General features: G+C 73.9%; 14 protein-coding genes and 1 pseudogene. 8 read left to right on the forward strand and 7 right to left on the reverse strand.

Annotation, left to right across the window (positions count from 1 at the left end; genetic code table 11):
• The first annotated feature begins 388 nt into the window (after positions 1–388).
• Positions 389–982 (forward strand): TetR/AcrR family transcriptional regulator, encoded by a 594-nt coding sequence (locus EIO00_RS07300; RefSeq protein ID WP_140176459.1) that lies wholly within the window; start codon positions 389–391, stop codon positions 980–982.
• A 183-nt stretch (positions 983–1165) separates the two neighbouring features.
• Here EIO00_RS07300 and EIO00_RS07305 read toward each other — a convergent pair whose 3' ends face one another.
• Both EIO00_RS07305 and EIO00_RS07310 read right to left on the reverse strand, forming a co-directional pair.
• A complete protein-coding gene (locus tag EIO00_RS07305; protein ID WP_140176461.1) occupies positions 1166–3346 on the reverse strand; it encodes an MMPL family transporter in 2181 nt (726 codons plus the stop codon).
• A 5-nt stretch (positions 3347–3351) separates the two neighbouring features.
• A complete protein-coding gene (locus EIO00_RS07310) occupies positions 3352–3600 on the reverse strand; it encodes a hypothetical protein (RefSeq protein WP_140176463.1) in 249 nt (82 codons plus the stop codon).
• 158 nt (positions 3601–3758) lie between these two features.
• Here EIO00_RS07310 and EIO00_RS07315 point away from each other — a divergent pair, with 158 nt between their 5' ends.
• The 3 genes and pseudogenes from EIO00_RS07315 to EIO00_RS25895 form a co-directional block, all read left to right on the forward strand.
• Complete coding sequence (locus tag EIO00_RS07315) at positions 3759–4898, forward strand: sensor histidine kinase (protein ID WP_140176465.1); 1140 nt, start codon at positions 3759–3761, stop codon at positions 4896–4898.
• Positions 4895–5563, forward strand: coding sequence for a response regulator (locus tag EIO00_RS07320; protein WP_140176467.1), 669 nt, complete (start codon positions 4895–4897; stop codon positions 5561–5563). The genes EIO00_RS07315 and EIO00_RS07320 overlap by 4 nt, the downstream gene beginning before the upstream one ends.
• Positions 5564–5744: 181 nt before the next feature.
• Positions 5745–5951 (forward strand): annotated as a pseudogene (locus tag EIO00_RS25895) (DUF3040 domain-containing protein); the annotation flags it as partial.
• A gap of 168 nt (positions 5952–6119) precedes the next feature.
• On the opposite strand, the gene crcB reads toward EIO00_RS25895, so the two are convergent.
• The 3 genes from crcB to EIO00_RS25565 form a co-directional block, all read right to left on the reverse strand.
• On the reverse strand, positions 6120–6482 hold the full coding sequence (crcB, locus tag EIO00_RS07330) for a fluoride efflux transporter CrcB (RefSeq protein WP_140176468.1): 363 nt from the start codon (positions 6480–6482) through the stop codon (positions 6120–6122).
• Positions 6479–6889 (reverse strand): fluoride efflux transporter FluC, encoded by a 411-nt coding sequence (locus tag EIO00_RS07335; RefSeq protein ID WP_175596149.1) that lies wholly within the window; start codon positions 6887–6889, stop codon positions 6479–6481. The genes crcB and EIO00_RS07335 overlap by 4 nt, the downstream gene beginning before the upstream one ends.
• Before the next feature lie 97 nt (positions 6890–6986).
• On the reverse strand, positions 6987–7748 hold the full coding sequence (locus EIO00_RS25565) for an IclR family transcriptional regulator (protein ID WP_140176470.1): 762 nt from the start codon (positions 7746–7748) through the stop codon (positions 6987–6989).
• A 257-nt stretch (positions 7749–8005) separates the two neighbouring features.
• On the opposite strand from EIO00_RS25565, the gene EIO00_RS07345 reads away from it, so the two are divergent.
• Positions 8006–8620 (forward strand): TetR/AcrR family transcriptional regulator, encoded by a 615-nt coding sequence (locus tag EIO00_RS07345; RefSeq protein ID WP_140176471.1) that lies wholly within the window; start codon positions 8006–8008, stop codon positions 8618–8620.
• A gap of 22 nt (positions 8621–8642) precedes the next feature.
• On the opposite strand, the gene EIO00_RS07350 is transcribed toward EIO00_RS07345, so the two are convergent.
• Positions 8643–9521 (reverse strand): PhzF family phenazine biosynthesis protein, encoded by an 879-nt coding sequence (locus tag EIO00_RS07350; protein WP_140176473.1) that lies wholly within the window; start codon positions 9519–9521, stop codon positions 8643–8645.
• 103 nt (positions 9522–9624) lie between these two features.
• Between EIO00_RS07350 and EIO00_RS07355 the strand changes: the two genes are divergently transcribed.
• The 3 genes from EIO00_RS07355 to EIO00_RS07365 all read left to right on the forward strand — a co-directional run bounded on the left by EIO00_RS07355 (position 9625) and on the right by EIO00_RS07365 (position 13602).
• Complete coding sequence (locus EIO00_RS07355) at positions 9625–10101, forward strand: nucleoside deaminase (RefSeq protein WP_140176475.1); 477 nt, start codon at positions 9625–9627, stop codon at positions 10099–10101.
• Between the two features lie 143 nt (positions 10102–10244).
• Positions 10245–12383: a SpoIIE family protein phosphatase gene (locus EIO00_RS07360; protein ID WP_140176477.1), complete on the forward strand. Its 2139-nt coding sequence runs from the start codon at positions 10245–10247 to the stop codon at positions 12381–12383.
• 169 nt (positions 12384–12552) lie between these two features.
• The gene (locus EIO00_RS07365) at positions 12553–13602 is read left to right on the forward strand and encodes an NAD-dependent epimerase/dehydratase family protein (RefSeq protein WP_140176478.1); all 1050 of its coding nucleotides are present in this window, start codon (positions 12553–12555) and stop codon (positions 13600–13602) included.
• Positions 13603–13617: 15 nt separating this feature from the next.
• On the opposite strand, the gene EIO00_RS07370 is transcribed toward EIO00_RS07365, so the two are convergent.
• A complete protein-coding gene (locus tag EIO00_RS07370) occupies positions 13618–16134 on the reverse strand; it encodes a DEAD/DEAH box helicase (RefSeq protein ID WP_175596150.1) in 2517 nt (838 codons plus the stop codon).
• Positions 16135–16614 lie beyond the last annotated feature (480 nt).

The following is a 16614-nucleotide window of genomic DNA, read 5'->3' on the forward strand; positions in this document are numbered from 1 at the left end:
CTGAGGGGACCCGGGAGGGCGGCAGACCGAAGATCACCCAAAACCGTGACAAGTACAATAAATCGGAATTAATTACCGCAAATATGTTTCAATCGCCAAGGAATCGCCGTCGCTCGAGAGGGCACCGCCCGGGGCCGAGATCGCGGGGGCCGCCCGGTCCGGGCAGGGCCGAAGCCGGCCGGGCCGGCATACGGCCGGGCGCTCCGCCCGCCCCGGCCGAGGCGGGCGTCGGGAACGCACGGCCGCGCGAAGACGGACCGTTCCAACCCGGGCGATGCACTGGTCTGCGTCCTGAACCGGTCCGGTATGCCCCCGCCGCGGGTTACCCTGTCGCCCTGATCGCCCCGCCGAAACCGAGCCGCCCACCAACCCGAGGGGGTCGCAGCCCGTGTCGAAGCAGGCCGCAGAGAAGGCGCAGATCGTCGAGGCCGCCTACCGATGCCTGGCCGACACCGACGGCGCGACCGCCTCCATCACCGCCATCCTCACCGCCGCGGGCCTGTCGACCCGGGCCTTCTACCGGCACTTCCAGTCCAAGGACGGGCTGCTGCTGACCATGTTCCGCGAGGACGCCGACCGGGTGATGCAGGAGCTGCGGGCACAGGTCGCCGCCGCGCCCACCCCCACCGAGGCGCTGCGCGCCCTGATCCACGGGATGCTCCGGCTCACCGCCGACCCCGCCCGGCGACGGCGCGTGCTGGTGCTGACCTCGCAGGAGGCCCAGCGGGCGCGGGGCTACACCGCCGAGCTGGCCCGCTTCCGGGCGATCCAGGACTCGGTCATCTCCGGCATCCTGCGCTCCGGGCTGGCCGACGGCTCCTTCCCCCGGGCCGAGCCCGACTCCGACGCCCGCTTCATCCGCGCCGCCCTGGATCAGGCCTTCGAGGAGCAGATGCGGCAGACGAGCTCCCTGGGCCCCGAGGAGGCGGCCGAACAGGTCTGCGGGTTCGCCCTGCGCGCCCTGGGAGCCCGCCCCGCCTGACCGGGCCCTCGCCCGGAGAGGATCCGAGCGCGTCGGGCCGCGCAGGCGATGGCGGCGCGGCCCCTCTTCCGGCGCGGCGCGTCCGCCCCGCGAGCCGCACGGCGTACCATCGACCCCGGTGATGCGACGAGGCCGGCCCGCCCCGCAGGGGGCGGGCCGGCCTTTTCCCGCGGTCGTCCCCGGTCAGGAGGGACGTTCCAGAGCGACCTTGGGCAGGAGCCGGGCCAGCGGGGACGGCAGCCACCAGGCGCCGCGGCCGAGCAGCTGCATCGCCGCGGGCACGATCAGGCAGCGGATCACCACCGCGTCGAGCAGGATCGCCACCGCCAGGCCGAGACCGAACTGCTGCAGCATCCGGCTGGGGCTGAGGACGAACGCGGCGAACACCACGATCATGATGGCCGCCGCCGCGGTGATCACCTTGCCGGTGGCGGCCAGGCCCTCACGGACCGCCCGCCGGTGATCCCCGGTCCGCTCCCACTCCTCGTGGATCCGGGAGACCAGGAACACCTCATAGTCCATCGACAGCCCGAACACGATCGCGAAGATCATCACCGGGATGAACGCCTCGATCGGGCCGGGCTGCGCCCCGAACCAGCCGTGCTGGAACACCAGCGTGATCGCGCCCAGCGCCGCCGTGATGGACAGCAGGTTCAGCACCGCCGCCTTCAGCGGGATCAGCAAGGACCGGAACACCGCCATCAGCAGCAGCGACGACAGCCCCACCACGATCGCCACGAACAACGGCATCCGCCCGGCCACCGTGTCGGCGAAGTCCTGGGCGGCGGCGGTCGGCCCCCCGACCAGGTAGCTGCCGCCGGTGCGCTCGGCCAGCGACGGCAGCACGTCCGTGCGGAGCGTGTGCACCAGCTCGCCGGTGGCCTCGTCCTGCGGCGCGGTCTCGGGGAACGCGATCACGGTGAACACGGCTCCGTCCTTGGACGGCAGCGGCGGGGTCGCCGCGGCGATGCCGTCCGTCTCGGTCAGCGCCGCCTGCAGCTGCCGCGCGGCGGGCTCGCCGCCCTGGGCGACCACGACGAGCGGGCCGTTGAACCCCGGTCCGAAGCCCTCGGCCAGCAGGTCGTAGGCGCGGCGGCTGGTGGAGGAGGGAGAGTCGTTGCCCGCGTCGGCGAATCCCAGCCGCAGGTCCAGGGCGGGGGCCGACAACGCCAGCAGGGCGGCGACGGCGACGAGCAGGGCGGGCAGCGGGCGACGCTGCACCGCCGCGGCCATCGCCCGCCAGCGCGCGCCCTCGACCCGGCCCTTGGCCTCGGCCCGGGCGGCGCGCCTGCGGACGTTCCGTTCGATGCGCCCGCCGAACACCGCCAGCAGGGCGGGCAGCAGGGTGAGCGAGGCGGCCATGGTCACCAGCACGGTCAACGCCACCGCCAGCGCCACGCCCTGCAGCGCGCCCAGCCCCAGCGCCACCAGCCCGAGCAGCGCGATGATCACGGTGCAGCCGGCGAAGAACACCGTCCGGCCCGCCGCGTCCAGCGCGATCCGCGTGGCGGCGGCGCGGTCGGCCCCGGCGGTCAGCTCGTGCCGGTACCGGTAGAAGATCAGCAGCGCGTAGTCCACGCCGACGCCCAGGCCCACCAGCATCATGATCGGCGGGGTGAAGTCGGCGACCGTGAACACGTACGAGGCCAGCGTGATCAGCCCCACCGCGCCGCCCACCGCGAACAGCGCGGTGACCAGCGGCAGCGCCGCCGCCACCAGCGACCCGAACAGCAGCACCAGGATCACCAGCGCGGCCAGCATGCCGGCGCCCTCGGCCGCCCCGCCCTCCTCGGACTCGGCGACCTCCCGGATCGCGTCGCCGCCCAGCTCGATCTGGAGACCGTCGGTCTCGGCGGACTCGGCGACGTCGATGATCCGGGCGACGTCCTCGTTGCGCACCTGCTCGGCCCTGCCGGTGAGGGTGACGGTGGCATAGCCGATGGTCCCGTCACGGGAGATCGCCGAGGCGTCGGCGTAGGGGCTGCGCACATCGGCGACGCCGGGCAGCCCGCGCACCCGCTGCAGCATCGGCTCGATGCGGTCGCGGACCCCGGCCAGCCCGCGCTCGCTGTGCACGACGATCTGCACGCTGTCCCCGGCCTGCAGCGAGCCGTGCTCGGTCAGCAGGTCCGTGGCGGCCTGCGAATCGGTGCCGGGCAGGGAGAAGTCGTTGCGGTAGTCGCTGCCGGCCGCCTGGGAGCCGACGGTGACGGCGGCCACCACCAGCACCCACAGCAGCAGCGCGCCCCAGCGGTGCCGCTGCGACCAGGCGGCCAGCCGCCCGAACAGGCCGGCGCGGGGGGCGTCCCGCGCCGCGGGGTCGGCGGACCCGGCCGACGCGGCCGGGCCGTGAGTCATCGTCATGAGCATCAACCTCGTTTTCCGGAATGAGGGCCGCGACCGGTCAGCCGGGCCCCGACGATCGCGCCGATCACGGCGCAGGCCACCGGCACCGCCACGACGGCGGGCGGCGGCTCGCCGGTGCCGTCGAAGGCGAGCGAGCGGCCCAGGACGAAGGTGAAGAAGACGCCCACCAGCTCGATCAGCAGGAATCCGACGGCCCCGCCGACGAGCAGCCCGACGAGGGTGGCCCGACCGGACGGCGAGTTCGCGTTCATGTCCGCAGCGTGGATGCACGTCCACCGCCCGGGCATCGGCCTGCGGCGGACACCCGTCGTACTCCACGGGTTGCGATCTCGCCGTCGCCCCTACTCCCGGGGTTGCGACCCGGTGCGGGACGGCGTTCTTCGGACCGGTCCGGGCCTAAGCTGAGGACATGCTCTCTGGCGGCTCCCTCCGGTCGCGGCTGCCGCGCGGGCGCGCCGCGGACGCGGCGCTGGCCCTCGTCGTGTTCGTCGCGTCGCTCTCCGGCACCGCCCGGGCGTTCTTCGGCGGGCCGCGCGAACCCTGGACGACCACCGTCGTCGGATGCGTTCTGATCACCGTGGCGTGCGCGGCGCTGTACCTGCGCCGCCGGCATCCGGTGGCCGTCGGGACGGTGGTGCTCGTCCTCACCGGCGTGTACTACGTCACCAGCGACTACGACGGACCGCTGATGATCGCGCTGATGGTGGCGCTCTACACGATCGCGGCGGTGGGACGGTTGCAGGCGGCGGTCGCGCTGGGCTCGCTGACCCTGATCGGCGTGGGCGTCGGCACGCTGGCGGGCAACCGCGAGATCAACGGGGTCGCGTTGTTCATGCTCGCCGGCTGGCTGATCGCCGTGGTGGCGCTCGGCTGGGTCGCGCACAGCCGCCACATCTACGTCCGCGAGGCGCGGGAGCGGGCGGCCGGTGAGGAGCGGCTGCGGATCGCCCGCGAGCTGCACGACATGGTCGGCCACCACATGTCGCTGATCAACGTGCAGGCCAGCGCGGCGCTGCACCGGATCGCCAAGGACCCGACGCAGGCCGAGGAGGCGCTCGGGGCGATCAAGGAGTCCAGTCAGGAGGCGCTGCGGGAGCTGCGCGCCACCCTCGGGGCGCTGCGGCGGACCGGCGAGGACGCCCCCACCTCGCCGACGCCCGGGCTGGCCAGGCTGGACGAGCTGATCCGGGCCGCGGAGCAGACAGGGCTGCGGGTGCGCACGCGGATCGACGAGGGCTCGGGGCCGCTGCCGCCCGAGGTGGACCTGGCCGCGTACCGGATCGTGCAGGAGTCGCTGACCAACGTGGCCCGGCACGCCCGCGCCCGCACCGTCACCATCGGCCTGGCCTGCGAGCCGGACGCGGTGACGGTGGAGATCTCCGACGACGGCGTCGGCGGGGCCGGCGCCGTCCCCGGCAGCGGAATCACCGGCATGCGGGAGCGGGCGCGGGCGCTGGGCGGCGAGCTGACCGCCGGCCCCCGGCCGGGCGGCGGGTTCGTCGTCCGGGCCCGGCTGCCGCACCGCAGCGGAGTGCTCCCACGATCATGATCAAGGTTCTGTTGGCCGACGACCAGCGGCTGGTCCGCGCCGGCTTCCGGTCGATCCTGGAGGACGAGGACGACATCACGGTGGTCGGCGAGGCCGCCGACGGGGAGCGGGCCGTGACCGCCTGCCGCGAGCTGCGGCCGGACGTGGTGCTCATGGACATCCGGATGCCCGGGACGGACGGGCTGGAGGCGACCCGGCGGATCATCGCCGACCCGCGCCTTGAAGGGGTGCGGGTCGTCATCTTGACCACGTTCGACCTGGACGACTACGTGTACGGGGCGCTGCGCGCCGGGGCGAGCGGGTTCCTGGTCAAGGACACCGAGCCGGAGGAGCTGATCCACGCGGTGCGGGTGGCGGCCCGCGGCGACGCGCTGATCAGCCCATCGGTCACCCGGCGGCTGATCGCCGAGTTCGCCGCCCGGGCGCGCGCTCCCCGGCCCGACCCCCGGCTGAACGCCCTGACCGAGCGCGAGCGCGAGGTGATGCAGCTGGTGGCGGCGGGCCTGACCAACGACGAGATCGCCGCCCGTCTGGTGCTCAGCCCCGCCACCGCCAAGACCCACGTCAGTCGGATCATGACCAAGCTGGACGTGCGGGACCGCTCCCAGCTGGTGGTGCTGGCCTATGAGTCCGGCCTGGTCAGTCCGGGCTGGTTGACGAACTGACCGCGGCGGCCGGGGCTCGGGACCGCCTCCCCGGCGCCGGTGCGGGCCGTCCGCGGCGGGACCGGGCGTCGGCCGCTCCGAATCCGACGACCCCGTCGGCGCGGAAGGTGTCAGAGCATGCGCGACGGGTAACGACCCGGACCGTGCGACGGGCGCATCGGAAGGGCGGTGAGCGGGCGGAATGCGGTTGACCAGGCGTGAACGGACGGCGCTGCACCGGATCGAGACGCAGCTGATGCAGGGCGACCCCGAGCTGGAGCGGCTGCTGCGCGCCCTCGCGGCCTCGAACGCGCCCGCGGCGGACGCCCCGCCCTCGTGGCGGCCTCCGCGCGTCGCGGTGGCCGTGGCCGCGGCGGTCGTCGCGGTGACGGTCTTCTTCCTCACCGTGATGGCCCTGTCGGCGACCCGGCCCTGCTCCCCGACCGGCCCGCGGCCGGCGCTCCGGCCGTCGCCGACCCGCCCGCCTGTTGAATCAGCGGTGCAAGGCCGACGCCGTCGGGGCGGGCGGAGGATCGCGCCGTGCCGTCCGCCGGCGCCACCGCGGGCCCGGCCGGCCTCAGGCCCCGACGAAGGACGCCACGACGGCTCCGGCGGCGGCCGCGGCCAGGGCCGCGAAGACCGAGACGACGACGTAGACCAGCGCCCGCCGGCGGGCGCCGTCCTCCAGCAGCCGCACCGTCTCGTACCCGAACGTGGAATAGGTGGTCAGCGCCCCGCACAGGCCGGCGCCGGCGAACGCCGTCAGGCCGGCGCCGGCGGGGAGGGCGGCGAGCAGACCCAGCATCCCGGAGCCGAGCACGTTCACCCCGAGCGTGCCCCAGGGGAAGTCGTCCCCGAAACGGGACCGCGCCCACCGGTCGGCCAGATAGCGCAGCGGCGCGCCCACCGCGGCCCCCAGCAGGACCCAGAGGACGGTCATGGACGTCCGCCCCGGCGGACCAGCGGGCGCGTCGCCCGCAGCCCCGCGTACACCGCCGCCAGCGCGCACACCACGGTCGCGACCAGGTACGTCACCGCCGTTCCGGGCGCCCCCGCCTGGAACGCCCGCTGGACGTCCAGCGCGTAGGCGGAGAACGACGTGAACCCGCCCAGCACCCCGACCCCCAGGAACGGGCGCGTCAGCGGATGCACCCGCGGGCCGCAGGTGATCACCGCCATGAGCACGCCGATCAGCAGACCTCCCGACACGTTGACGGCGAACATCGCCCAGCCGAAGTCCCCGGGGGCATGCGGGAACGCCTCGGTGAGGCCCCAGCGGGCCAGCGCTCCCACCATGCCGCCCGCCGAGACCGCCGCCGTCGTCCGCACGGTGCCGCCGTCGGGCACGGGCGCCTCCCCACCGGCGGATGAAGACCGCCGCTCTCCTGCCTGGACCGACGCCCAGTGTAGGAAGGGGCCGAGGCCGGCGGACCCGCGCCGGGCTTCAGGGCACCGGGAGGCTGGCGCAGGCGCGGGCGATGGCCGCGGCGGTGGTCCGCAGCGGTTCGATGAGCCGGGGCAGCTCCCGGGCCCGCCGGGAGGACAACACGATCCCCAGGGCGGCCACCACCCGACCGTCCACGGCGACCGGCACCGCCGCCGAGCAGGAGCCCAGCGTCATCTCCTCGTGGGTCAGCGCGTACCCGCGCTCCCGCACGGCCTCCAGCTCGCGGGCCAGCCGCCCCGGCTCGGTGATCGTGTAAGGGGTGGGGCGCTCCAGTTCGCGCTCCAGGTAGGCGTTCACGAACCAGTCCGGCTCGTGGGCGAGCAGGACCTTGCCCACGCCGGTGGGGTGCATCGGCAGCCGACCGCCGGTCCGGGAGACGATCGGGACCGCCCGGCGGCCGTACACCTTGTCCACGTACAGCACCTCCATGCCGTCGCGGACGGCGACGTGGACGTTCTCCCCGGTGGCGGCGAACAGCTCCTGCAGCCAGGGGCGGGCGACCTCGTGCAGCCGCCCGGTGGCGAGCTGGCCCAGCTCCCACAGCCGCATCCCGACCCTCAGCCGGCCGTCGGGGGCGCGGGCCAGCACCTGGGCGTCCACCAGTTCCGCCACCAGCCGATGCGCGGTCGACAGCGGAAGGCCGCTGCGGCGGGCCAGATCGGTGAGGGTGAGCCGGGGATGCGCCGCGTCGAACGCCCCCAGCACGGCCACGACCTTCGAGGTCACCGACCGTCCCGGTTCGCGTGCGCGGCCCGCCATGCACGGAATTGTCCCACTGCGGGCGCGCCGTGCACAGACGACGGCCCAGGTCCGCACGGGCCGGAGGGGGCGCCCGGCCCGCCCCTCAGGGCCCCGAACGCCCGCAGGCGGGCCGCTCCCCGGAGCAGTCCCCGTCGCGATCGTCGCCGTCGACGCGCGCTCTCCTCGGCCGTCTCCCCCCGCCGCCTCCCCCGTGCGCGCCGGCCCGGACTCGGTCCGGACGACACCCCCGCCGGTCAATCACTTACAGTGACCACATGGATACCGATCCCGAAGTGGAACGATTGATCGGCACCGCCGAGCGACTGTTCGCCGAGCTGGGGTACGACGGGGTCTCGGCGGGACTCATCGCGGACGCGGCCGGGGTCGACGTGTCCACTCTCGTCGCCAAGGCGGGCGACCGGCCGCAGCTGTACCGGACGGTGATGATGCGGGCCCATCACGCCGAGCGGCGGGCTCTGGAGCCCGTCCTGGCCCGGTTCGACGGGACCCGCGCCGGCCTGCTCGACCTGCTGGACGCCTACCTGGACTTCTACGCGAACAACCCGCGGGTGCTCGCGCTGTGGCAGCACCGGTGGATGGGGGACGCCGCCGACGTTCCGGGTCTGGAGCAGCTGTACAGCCGCCCGCTGGCGCTCACCATCCGCGAGACGGTCGCCCCCTTGATCCCCGAGGACGTCTCCGCCGACTTCCTGATCTGGAGCGTGGTCTGGTGCGTGTACGGCTATCTCACCGGCGGCATGCAGACCGTCGACCCGATGCGGCACCAGGGCCACCGCTCCGGGACCTCGCCGGAGGACCTGGAGGCGTTCCGCGGCTTCCTGCGCACCATGCTCCTCCGGATGACCTCGCCCGGGCCGCCCGACCGCTGACCGGACGGCCCGGACCGCCCGGTCAGTCCCGGATGCGCACCGCCGTCCCCGACACCCGGACACGGGGGTCGCCGGGGCGCAGCTCCACCCGCAGCACGCCGGGGCGCCCCATGTCCTCCCCTTGATGCAGGGTCAGCACCGCGTCAGGGGGCGCCTGGCCGAGGGCGCGCAGATAGGCGCCGAACGCCGCGGCGGCGGCGCCGGTCGCCGGATCCTCCACCACGCCGCCGACCGGGAACGGGTCGCGCACATGGAAGACGTCCGCCGAGGCGCGCCAGGCCAGATGCACCGTCGTCAGGTCGTGGTCGGTCATGAACCCGACGAGGCGGTCTGCGTCGTAGTCCAGGTCGGCCAGTCGGGCGCGGGAGGCGGCGGCCAGCACCAGATGCCTGGCCCCGGCGAACGCGATCCGGGGCGGCAGGGCGGGATCGAGCTCATCGGCCCGCCAGCGCAACGCCTCCAGCGCCCGGGCGACCTCGGTGCGGTCGATCTCCGTCACATGCGGCTCGACGCTGGTCAACGTCGCGACCGGCCTGCCGTCGGGGTCCACGGCGACCTCGACCGGCACCGTCCCGGACCGGGTGTGGAACGTCAGCGGGCCCGGCCCCAGGCGTTCGGCCAGCGCGACGGCGGCGGCGATCGTCGCGTGCCCGCAGAACGGCACCTCGGCCTTGGGACTGAAGTAGCGGACGGTCCAGGCGCGGCCCTCCCCCGCCTCGGGGGGCGGCGTCAGGAAGGCCGTCTCGGAGTAGCCCACCTCGGCGGCGATCGCGAGCATCGCCGCATCGTCCAGTCCGGCGGCGTCCAGGACGATCCCCGCCGGATTGCCCCCGGAGGGGTCGGCGGTGAACGCCGCGTACCGCAGGAGCTCCGCCCTCTCGGCGGACGGTGAAACGCTCATGTCCGGCCGAACGCCCGTCGGTCGTCCTCGCTTCCCGGGCCGCCGTCGGGCGCCCGCCGCCCATGCGGATTACCATGCCGCGGGAGCTCGAGGGGAGGCGCCCATGGTGAACGACACGGACCTGCGTCATCTGCGGCGTTGCGTGGAGCTGGCCGAGCAGGCCCTGGCGGCGGGCGACGAGCCGTTCGGGTCGATCCTCGTCGCCGAGGACGGCACCGTGCTGCTGGAGGACCACAACCATGTGGCCTCCGGCGACCGCACCCGGCATCCGGAGCTGGCGATCGCGCGGTGGGCGGCGCGTGCGCTGACCCCTCGAGAGCGGGCCGCGGCCACCGTCTACACCTCCGGGGAGCACTGCCCGATGTGCGCCGCGGCGCACGGCTGGGTCGGGTTGGGCCGGATCGTGTACGCCAGCTCCGCCGAGCAGTTGTCCGGCTGGCTCGCCGAGTGGGGCGTGCCCGCGCCGCCGGTCCGGCCGCTGCCGATCCGCGAGGTGGTGCCGGACGCGGTGGTCGACGGCCCGGTGCCCGAGCTCGCCGCGCGCATCCGTGAGCTGCACCGCCGTTCCCTGGGGGTTTGACCCAGCCGGTGGTGTGCCCCGTGCGTCGTCCGGGCATACCGCGCTGACGGAGCGTTCGCGGTGGCGCCGACGATGACGACCGAGGTCCCGCCCCCAGGCCCCGAGGTCACCGCGTCCGGCCCGGATCGGGGGAGCGAGGGAGCATGCCGGACAAGGCCGCTCACGCCGTTGAGACCGGAGCCGAGTGGCTCGACCCGCTGGTGAGCCGGATCATCACGCAGGCCGGCGCCACCATAGGGCTGCTGTACCTGCTGGAGCAGGACGGGCGGGTGCTGCGGCTGACCACGGTGCTGGGGTTCAACCCCGAGATCGTCGCCCCGTGGAAGCGGCTGCCGATCGGCGCCCCGGCGCCCGCCACCGACGCGCTGCGCGAGCACCGGCTGGTGTGGATACCCAACCATTCCGAGCTGGTCCGCCGCTATCCCCGGGCCGCGCTGATCCTGCCGTATCAGTTCTGCCTCGCCGCCCTCCCCGTCACCGGCGGAGGCGTCGACTGGGGCGTGCTGCTCCTGCTGTGGCCGTCCTCCCATCCGCCGCGGCCGTCCCCGCGGGAACGGCGGAGGCTGGAGGACCACTGCCGCCGGCTGGCCCGCCATCTGCAGGAGGCGAGCGACGGCGGCCGCCCCGTCCGGCCCTCCCCCGAGCCGAGGCTGATCCCCCCGCCGCCCTCCCGGCGGCCCGGGCCCGAGGAGGAGGCGGCGGCGCTGGCGTTCGCCGAACGGCTGCCGGAGGGATGCTGCGCGCTCGACCTGGAGGGCAGGATCGTCTTCATCACCTCCCGGGCCGCCGGGCTGCTCGGCCTTCCCCCCGCCGAACTGCTGGGCCGACTGCCGTGGGAGGCGCTGCCGTGGCTGTACGACCCCGCCTATGAGGACCGGTACCGATCCGCGCTGGTCAGCCGACGACCGGTGAAGTTCACCGCGCGACGCCCGTCGAACCGGTGGCTGACGTTCGAGATGTGGCCGGACTCCACCGGCGTCAGCGTCCGCATCACCCCCGCCGCCGGGCACGGCGGCGAAGAGGCCGGGCCGGAGACGGAGGAGATCGTGTTCCCTCCGATCCGGGCCGGGGTCCTCTACCAGGTGATGCACCTCGCCGCCACGCTCACCGAGGCGATCACCGTGCAGGATGTGTTCGACCTGGTCGCCGAGCAGATCATGCCGGCCTTCGGGGCGCAGGGGCTGGTGCTGTTCCGGTCCGAGAACAACCGGATGCGGATCATCGGGCACCGCGGATACGACGACGAACCCCCCGAGCTCTCCTGGGAGGCGTCCCGCTCCGCCGCGTCGACCCCGCTCAAGCGGGCGATGGAAAGCGGCATCCCCGGCTTCGTCTCCTCCCCCGAGGAGATGGAGCGGAGCCATCCCGGGCTGCCCGGGTTCTCCGGCAAGTCGGCGTGGGCGTTCCTGCCCTTGATCACCTCGGGCCGCTCGGTCGGCTGCTGCCTGCTGTCGTACGACCGGCCGCACCCGTTCCCGGTGGAGGAGCGGGCGATCCTCAGCTCCCTGGCCGGTCTCATCGCCCAGGCCCTGGAACGCGCCCAGCTCTATGACGCCAAGCATCAGCTCGCCCACGGCCTGCAGGCCAGCCTGCTGCCCACCGAGCTGCCCGACCTGCCGGGGCTGGAGGTGGGCGCCCGGTATCTGCCCACGACCCTGGGCCTGGACATCGGCGGCGACTTCTACGACCTGATCCGCCTGGACGACACCGCCGCGGCCGCGGTGATCGGGGACGTGCAGGGCCACAACGTCACCGCCGCCGCGCTGATGGGGCAGGTCCGCACCGCCGTGCACGCCTACAGCTCCGCGGGCGCCTCCCCCGGCGAGGTCCTCGCCCACACCAACCGGCTGCTGACCGACCTCAATCCGGGTCTGTTCACCAGCTGCCTGTACGCCCAGATCGACCTGAAGGCGCACACCGCCTGCCTGGCCTCGGCCGGGCACCCGCCGCCACTGCTGCGCCGCCCCGACGGGGGCGCCGAGGTGCTGCCGGTGGAGCCGGGGCTGCTGCTGGGCATCGAGCCGGACCGCGACTACCCGACGGTGGAGGCGCCCTTCCCTGAGGGATCGGCGCTGGTGCTGTACACCGACGGGCTGGTGGAGTCCCCGGGCGTCGGCCTGGACGAGGCGATCGCGGAGCTGGCCGAGGCCCTGTCGCGGGCCGGATCGCGGCCGGTCGAGGAACTGGCCGACGACCTGCTGCGGCACGACCGCCACGGCGACCCCATCAGCGACGACATCGCCCTCCTGCTGCTGAGCCGGTGCGGCCGGGGGAGCGGCTGACCCCGGCCGCGGACGGGCGGCGCGGGGATGCATGCCCGGGCGATGGGCGGGTAGGGCGCTCGCACGTCGACGAGGAGAGGCGGCCTTGAGCGCCGGGACCGATGCGGCCGCCCGGACCCGTGACCCGGCCGGCGGGACGCCGGCCGGGACGACGCATGGAGGAGGACCGATGCGAGTAGTCGTCATCGGCGCCACCGGCAACGTCGGCACCAGCCTGATCGAGGCGTTGGCCGCCGACCCGCAGGTGACCTCGATCCTCGGGGTGGCGCGACGCAGGCCGCGGTGGACGGCCGACAAGACCGAGTGGGCGCAGGCCGACGTCACCGCCGCCGACCTGGTGCCGCTGCTGCGCGGCGCCGACGTGGCGGTGCACCTGGCGTGGCTGTTCCAGCCCACCCACCGGCCGATGGTCACCTGGCGCAACAACGTGGTGGGCAGCGCCCGGGTGTTCCGGGCGGTCGCCGACGCGGGGGTCCCCGCGCTGGTGTACGCCTCGTCGGTGGGGGCCTACTCCCCCGGCCCGAAGGACCGTCCCGTCGACGAGCACTGGCAGACCCACGGCTGGCCGACGGCCGCCTACAGCCGGGAGAAGGCGTACGTGGAACGCCTGCTGGACAGCTTCCAGGTGCTGAACCCCCGCTGCCGCGTGGTGCGGATGCGACCGGGCTTCATCTTCAAGCGCGAATCGGCGGCCCAACAGCGGCGGCTGTTCATGGGGCCGCTGATGCCCGCCCGGCTGGCACGACCGGGCGCGATCCGGGTGGTGCCGGACTTCCCGGGGCTGCGGTTCCAGGTCCTGCACGCCGACGACGCCCGGGAGGCGTACCGGCTGGCGATCACCGGCGATGCGCGCGGCCCGTTCAACCTCGCCGCGGACCCGGCGGTGGGGGCCCGGGAGCTGGCCTCGCTGCTGGGGGCGCGCACGGTGCGGGTCCCGGCGGCGGGGGTGCGGGCGCTGCTGGCGGCGGGCTGGGGGCTCGGCCTGGTGCCCGCCTCGCCGCAGCTGTTCGACCTGGCCCGGCACATCCCGATCATGGACACCGGCCGGGCCCGGCGGGAACTGGGCTGGACGCCCCGGTACGGCTCGCTGGACACGCTGGCGGAGTTCCTGCGCGGGCTGCGGGAGGGCGCCGGGATGGACACCCCGCCGCTGTCGCCCGACACCGGCGGTCCGGCGCGGGTCCGGGAGCTGACCACCGGAGTCGGCCATCGGCCCTGACCGGCGAGGGCGCGGTCACATCCGATCCACCGACAGCACCCTGATCACCGCGGTGCCCTCCTCGTCGGAGGCGGCCAGGTCGACCTCGGCGGTGATGCCCCAGTCGTGATCGCCGGCCGGGTCGTCGAAGATCTGCCGGACCCGCCACAGCGCCTCCTCCGGCGCCTCCTCGATCATCAGCAACTGAGGCCCTCGGGCGTCCGGTCCGGTCAGCAGCTCCTCGTGCTCGGCGTAGTAGGCCCGCATCGCCTCCTCCCACGCCTGCGCGCCGAACTCCGGATCCAGCTCGCCCAGCTCGTCGTACCGTTCGAGGGCGGCCAGCTCCACCCGCCGGAACATCGCGTTGCGCACCAGCACCCGGAACGCGCGCGTGTTCGCGGTGACCTTGGCGGCCGGGGAGTCGGCGACCTCCTCGGGCCCCTCGGCGGCGGCCGCGGCGGGATTGGTCAGCTGCTCCCACTCGTCCAGCAGGCTGGAGTCGACCTGGCGGACCAGCTCGCCCAGCCACTCGATGAGGTCGACCAGCTCCTCGGTCTTCATCGACTCCGGCACCGTCTGCTGCAGGGCCTTGTAGGCGCTGGAGAGGTAGCGCAGCAGCAGCCCTTCCGCGCGGGCCAGCTCGTAGTGGCCGATGTACTCCACGAACGTCATCGCCCGCTCGTACATGTCCCGCGCGATCGACTTGGGCGAGAGCGGGTGGTCGCTCACCCACGGGTGGCCGCGCCGGTAGACGTCGTAGGCGGCCTGCAGCTCCTCCTCCAGCGGCTTGGGGTAGGTGATGTCCTGGAGCCGCTCCATGCGCTCCTCGTACTCCAGCCCTTCGGCCTTCATCCGGGCGACGGCCTCGGCGCGGGCCTTGTTCTCCTGAGCGGCCAGGATCTGCCGCGGGTCGTCCAGCGTCGCCTCGATCACCGACAGCACGTCCAGGGCGTAGGTGGGGGAGGCGCGATCCAGCAGCTCGAAGGCGGCCAGCGCGAACGTCGACAGCGGCTGGTTGAGGGCGAAGTCCTCCTGCAGGTCGACGGTGATCCGGGCGTAGCGGCCCTCTTCGTCGGGCTCCTCCAGCTGCTCGACCACTCCCCCGGCCAGCAGCGACCGGTAGATGGCGATGGCCTGGCTGATGTGCCTGCGCTGCCGTTCGCGCGGCTCGTGGTTGTCGGTCAGCAGCTTCTTCATCGCCTGGAAGGCGTTGCCGGGCCGGGAGATCACCGACAGCAGCATGGCGTGGGTGACCTTGAAGCGGGACTGCAGCGGCTCCGGCGGCGCGCTCTGCAGCTTGCGGAAGGTGTCCTCGTTCCAGGACACAAAACCCTCGGGGGGCTTCTTGCGCACCACCTTGCGGCGCTTCTTGGGATCGTCGCCGGCCTTGGCCAGCGCCCGCTCGTTCTCGATCACGTGCTCGGGGGCCTGGGCCACCACATATCCGATGGTGTCGAACCCGGCGCGGCCGGCCCGTCCGGCGATCTGGTGGAACTCGCGGGCCCGCAGCCGCCGCACCCGCTGCCCGTCGTACTTGCTCAGCGCGGTGAACACCACGGTGCGGATGGGGACGTTGACGCCGACGCCGAGGGTGTCGGTGCCGCAGATCACCTTGAGCAGCCCGGCCTGGGCCAGGCGCTCCACCAGCCGTCGGTACTTGGGCAGCATCCCGGCGTGGTGCACCCCGATGCCGTGCCGCACGAACCGCGACAGGTTGCGGCCGAAGCGGGTGGTGAAGCGGAAGTCGCCGATCATCTCGGCGATCTCGGCCTTCTCCTCCTTGGTGCAGACGTTGATGCTCATCAACGCCTGCGCCCGTTCCACCGCCGCGGCCTGGGTGAAGTGCACCACGTAGACGGGGGCCTTGTCGGCCTTGAGGAGGTCCTCGATGGTCTCGTGCAGCGGGGTGAGGCGGTACTCGTACTCCAGCGGGACGGGCCGTTCGGCGGAGGTGACCACGGCGGTGGGACGGCCGGTGCGCCGGGTCAGGTCCTTCTCGAAGTGGCTGACGTCGCCCAGCGTCGCCGACATCAACAGGAACTGCGCCTGCGGCAGCTCCAGCAACGGCACCTGCCAGGCCCAGCCGCGCTCCGGCTCGGCGTAGAAGTGGAACTCGTCCATGATCACGGTGCCGATGTCGGCGTCGGCGCCGTCCCGCAGCGCGATGTTCGCCAACACCTCCGCGGTACAGCAGATGATGGGGGCGTCGGCGTTGACGCTGGCGTCCCCGGTCATCATGCCGACGTTCTCGCTGCCGAACACCTCGCACAGGTCGAAGAACTTCTCCGACACCAGCGCCTTGATCGGCGCGGTGTAGAAGCTGACCTCGTCCCGTCCCAGCGCGGCGAAGTGCGCTCCGACGGCCACCAGGCTCTTGCCGGACCCGGTGGGGGTGGACAGGATCACGTTGGATCCCGACACCACCTCGATCAACGCCTCCTCCTGCGCCGGGTACAGCGTGATCCCGCGTTCGGACACCCATTCCTGGAATCTCTCGTAGAGGGTGTCGGGATCGGCGTGGGCGGGGGGCGGCAATCGATCGATGAGACTCACGCTCCCATCCTGCCCGGGGCCGCGGGGTGCCCACGACACGATCTCCTCTCGCCCTCCTCCCGCCCCCTCATCGCCCCGCGCCGTCCGCGGCCCCGGCCGCGACGCCCATGAGCGCCGCCGTGCGGAGCCCCGGGCCGCCCTGTCCGGTCTCCGGCGGCGACGGCCCGTGAGGGAGGGCGGCTTTCGCACGCGGCGTCGCCGGACGTCCGTCGCGGGCGGAGGCCGGTGTCGGCGGGGGCTCCTGCCGGCCGCCGCCCCGCGACCGGACGGGCGCCTCGTCTTCTTCGCCGTCGAGGCGGACGCCGGCCGTCGAGGGCGGCGTCGATGCGGGGCCGGGCGCCTCGCCGCGGCACCGGAAAGCCACCGGCCCGCGGTCTCCGCATCGTGCCGGACACCGGTCGGGAAAGGCCCGACGATCATCGTTTCGGAGGGCCGGAAGGTCGAGTGATCACGCTGAGGCGCGCACCACCGGGGCACGGC

It is taken from the genome of Thermomonospora catenispora (assembly GCF_006363815.1).
Lineage (GTDB): Bacteria > Actinomycetota > Actinomycetes > Streptosporangiales > Streptosporangiaceae > Thermomonospora > Thermomonospora catenispora.

Excerpts from the sequence above, each read along its gene's own strand:
- EIO00_RS07305 (WP_140176461.1), bottom strand. The coding sequence starts at position 3,346 with ATGACGATGACTCACGGCCCGGCCGCGTCGGCCGGGTCCGCCGACCCC.
- EIO00_RS07310 (WP_140176463.1), bottom strand. The coding sequence starts at position 3,600 with ATGAACGCGAACTCGCCGTCCGGTCGGGCCACCCTCGTCGGGCTGCTC.
- EIO00_RS07315 (WP_140176465.1), top strand. The coding sequence starts at position 3,759 with ATGCTCTCTGGCGGCTCCCTCCGGTCGCGGCTGCCGCGCGGGCGCGCC.
- EIO00_RS07320 (WP_140176467.1), top strand. The coding sequence starts at position 4,895 with ATGATCAAGGTTCTGTTGGCCGACGACCAGCGGCTGGTCCGCGCCGGC.
- crcB (WP_140176468.1), bottom strand. The coding sequence starts at position 6,482 with ATGACCGTCCTCTGGGTCCTGCTGGGGGCCGCGGTGGGCGCGCCGCTG.
- EIO00_RS25565 (WP_140176470.1), bottom strand. The coding sequence starts at position 7,748 with ATGGCGGGCCGCGCACGCGAACCGGGACGGTCGGTGACCTCGAAGGTC.
- EIO00_RS07345 (WP_140176471.1), top strand. The coding sequence starts at position 8,006 with ATGGATACCGATCCCGAAGTGGAACGATTGATCGGCACCGCCGAGCGA.
- EIO00_RS07350 (WP_140176473.1), bottom strand. The coding sequence starts at position 9,521 with ATGAGCGTTTCACCGTCCGCCGAGAGGGCGGAGCTCCTGCGGTACGCG.
- EIO00_RS07355 (WP_140176475.1), top strand. The coding sequence starts at position 9,625 with ATGGTGAACGACACGGACCTGCGTCATCTGCGGCGTTGCGTGGAGCTG.
- EIO00_RS07360 (WP_140176477.1), top strand. The coding sequence starts at position 10,245 with ATGCCGGACAAGGCCGCTCACGCCGTTGAGACCGGAGCCGAGTGGCTC.
- EIO00_RS07365 (WP_140176478.1), top strand. The coding sequence starts at position 12,553 with ATGCGAGTAGTCGTCATCGGCGCCACCGGCAACGTCGGCACCAGCCTG.